5 protein-coding genes are annotated in these 3,021 nt (G+C 65.5%); all 5 read left to right on the top strand.

Annotated features, from left to right (window positions below; translation table 11 throughout):
• A partial coding sequence (locus tag E5W70_RS03635; RefSeq protein ID WP_292654052.1) for a hypothetical protein occupies positions 1-411 on the top strand: 411 nt, incomplete at its 5' end.
• Between the two features lie 13 nt (positions 412-424).
• Entirely contained in the window at positions 425-1,486 is a 1,062-nt protein-coding gene (locus tag E5W70_RS03630; protein ID WP_292654051.1) for a hypothetical protein, read from the top strand.
• Positions 1,483-1,932 carry a phage baseplate assembly protein gene (locus tag E5W70_RS03625; RefSeq protein WP_292654050.1) on the top strand — a complete coding sequence of 150 codons (450 nt, stop codon included), beginning with the start codon at positions 1,483-1,485 and terminating at the stop codon, positions 1,930-1,932. Before E5W70_RS03630 ends, E5W70_RS03625 begins: the two co-directional genes overlap by 4 nt.
• Entirely contained in the window at positions 1,932-2,471 is a 540-nt protein-coding gene (locus E5W70_RS03620) for a phage GP46 family protein (protein WP_236376434.1), read from the top strand. The genes E5W70_RS03625 and E5W70_RS03620 overlap by 1 nt, the downstream gene beginning before the upstream one ends.
• The coding region (locus E5W70_RS03615; RefSeq protein ID WP_292654049.1) for a baseplate J/gp47 family protein at positions 2,443-3,021 on the top strand (579 nt) is incomplete at its 3' end. The genes E5W70_RS03620 and E5W70_RS03615, both read left to right, overlap by 29 nt.

Raw genomic sequence — 3,021 nt, 5'->3', positions numbered from 1 at the left:
GCTGTTCCGGCCGGCGACGATGTCTTCGACCTGGTGTCGGCCGCTGCCTTCGCCGCTGGTTTTTGCCAGACGCTGGCGGCCGGCGATTATCTATCACGCCAGGATGCGCGTCGCGCCCGCGATCGCATCTCGCCGGTCGTCGATCCCGTTCTCGACGCGCTGTCGACGGGTCTGGATGTTGCCGTCAACGAATGGCTGTCCGACATCGCCGCAACCGCGGCGTCCGATCTCAGCGCTGTCGCCGCCAACCGCGCGCCGCTGGTCAGCGTACAGACCGAAATCTCGTTGCCGGCGACAGCGCTCGCCTACGCTCTCTATGGCGATGCCGCCCGCGCAGGCGAGCTGGTGAGGCGTAATAGCGTCGCCACGCCGGCGGCGATGCCGATCAGCTTCGAAGCCATAGCGCCGTAAAGGGGAATTCCGCGTGCCCCTTGAAGTCATTTCTGTCCAAGCGGGCGGACTATTCCTGCCGTGGCAGGATGTCTCGATCTCGATCTCGGCCGAGGAAGCGGTGCGCACCGCTGTGGTGAACGGGCACATCCCGCCCGGCATCGAACCGCCATGGCCTGACACCAAGGCTACTCTCTCGGCGAACGGCACATTGCTGCTCACTGGCTATGTCAGGGATCTGCGCCCCGACCAGGGATCGGATGACTGGCGAGCCGCGATATCGCTGGTCTCGCGCACCGTCGACGCGGTCGAGACATCGATTCTGCACAAGACCGGTCTGGTCGAGAACCGGAACATCAAGGGCATCGGCGAAGCCTTCGACAATCTGGGCATTGGCATCGAGGCGAAAGGATCGTTCGAGACGATCGCCAAACATCAGATTGAGCCGGGAGAATCGTTATACTCGACGCTTGAGCCGCTGGCCCGCGCGGAAGCAGCGATCATCCACGACACGCCGGAAGGCAAGTTGCGCATCGTCAAGAAGCCGGAAGGCTCGCATAGCGGCGGCCTCCAGGCTGGCGTTAACATCATATCGGCCAGCGCTGAATTCTCGGGGCAGGGCAGGTTCAACCCGGTCGTTGTGCGGGGCCAGCAGTCACGGGGCGTTACCCCGCAGGCAATGCGGCCGGAAGCAAAGGCCAGCGATACCTCGGTCGGCCGCGCCAGGCCCAAGATCGTCGTGCTCGATGGCGAAGCGACGACGGCGCATATGAAGAACGCGGTTGAGTGGGAGGCGCGCGCGGCAGCCGGCCTTGCCGTCACGGCAACGGTCACCGTTTCGGGCTGGCGCGACGCCGGCGGGAAGATCTGGACGCCCAACTGGCTGGTTTATGTCAGGCATCCGCGCGTCTATCTCGACCAGATGATGGTCATCAAGTCGGTGGAACTGACGCAGGACACGCAGGCAGACGGCGACGGCACGCGGGCGACGCTGACGCTGACCGATCCTCGCGCGCTTGGCGGCTCCTCGTCCGGCTCGAAATCCGGCAAGGGCTGGTCGGCACCGGAGCCCAAGGCGGAGTATTCGGCGCAATGAAATCGTCGGCTCATCTGACGCGGTTCGAAATCGACAGCTCGCGCTTCGACAACGGCCAGTTGCTCATCTCTGGCCGTGGCCTTGCCGGCGAGACGTTCAAGGATCTGCTCTACGTCCAGCCGCATGGCGCCGCCAGCCGCCCGCCGAAGGGCGCGGTCGGCGTCGCCATGGTCATGCCAGGCCGGCGCACGCAGGCGCTGCTCATGGGCATTGAGCACACCTCGCACCGGCCTGACCTGCCGAACGGGGCGGCGGCGCTTTACGATGCGTCCGGCAACATCATCAAACTGTTCGCTGGAGGCGTGACCATGGATTTCGGCTCGCGCACGATCACGCTGACCGGCGGCACCTGGAATTTGAAAGGCGATCTCAACGTCGACGGCAACATAACGGCGACCGGCTCGATTATCGATGCCGGCGGCAACACCAACCACCATTCGCACTGATGATCAGGATTGTTCCGCTCACCGGCGACGGCGAACCGCTGCTGTCGCCGGACACGCTTTGGGACGGCACGTCAGGCGACTGGGCGCTTGCCGGCGACGACAAGGTCAATGCCGGCGGCCTGCGCGCCAAGGCGGCATTGGCCACCGCCGTGCTGCTCTGCCTGATGACCGATGCCCGCGTCGAACCGGACGAGCTGCCGCCCGAGGAACAGAACCGCGGCTGGCCCGGCGACAGTTTCGACCTGCGCACTGACCTTGGCGAGACCGCGATCGGCTCAAAGCTCTGGCTGCTGCGCCGCTCGACCGCCAGCGATGCGACCGCCTTGCGGGCTGAAGACTATGCCCGTGCCGCCTTGCAGACGCTGGTCGACCAGGGCGCGGTCTCGTTCGTCGAGGTGACCGGCACAGCGCTGCCGGCCGAGCGGCGCATCGATCTTAAAATTCTTTTGAAGGACCGCGATGGCGCGGTCGTTTTCGATCGCCGCTTCGGCGTCCTATGGGAGCAACTGCGTGGCCTGGACCGTCCTCTCGCCGTCTGAGATATCGGCCCGGCTGCGCGGCGCCCTGCGCCGTTATTTGCCGGGCACCGATGCGCTGGTATGGCCGAACAATCTGACAGCGATCGTCAAGACGGTCGCCGCCGGGCTGCACGACATGCATCTGCGCGCCGCCTGGCTCTACGAGCAGATCTTCGCCACCACGGCCAGCGTTCAGCACCTCGAGCGCCACGGCGCCGAACTTGGCATCTATCGCCGGCCGATGGCGCGAGCTGAGGGTGTGGTGACGCTCAATGGCTTTGCCGATACAATCTATCCGGCCGGCATCGCCTTCATCGCCGGCAACCGGCTCTATCACTCGATTTCGGATGCGCGGTCCGACCTGGCCGGCTTGCTGACGCTGACCATCCTGTCCGACGATTATGGTGTCGCTACCAACATCGCCGCCGGCGAGACGGTGGAGCGCGCCGACCCGACGCAGTTTCCTAACCTCGAGCTGGAAGCGACTGTGGCCAGCGGCGGCATCGGCGGTGGCGCCGACACCGAGACGGATGCAAGCCTGCGCGCCCGTATCCTCGATCGCAAGCGGCGG

Origin of the sequence: Mesorhizobium sp. (assembly GCF_005063415.1) — a bacterium.
In the GTDB taxonomy this organism is placed as follows: domain Bacteria; phylum Pseudomonadota; class Alphaproteobacteria; order Rhizobiales; family Rhizobiaceae; genus Mesorhizobium.
This window is presented reverse-complemented; position numbering and strand designations above follow the sequence as displayed.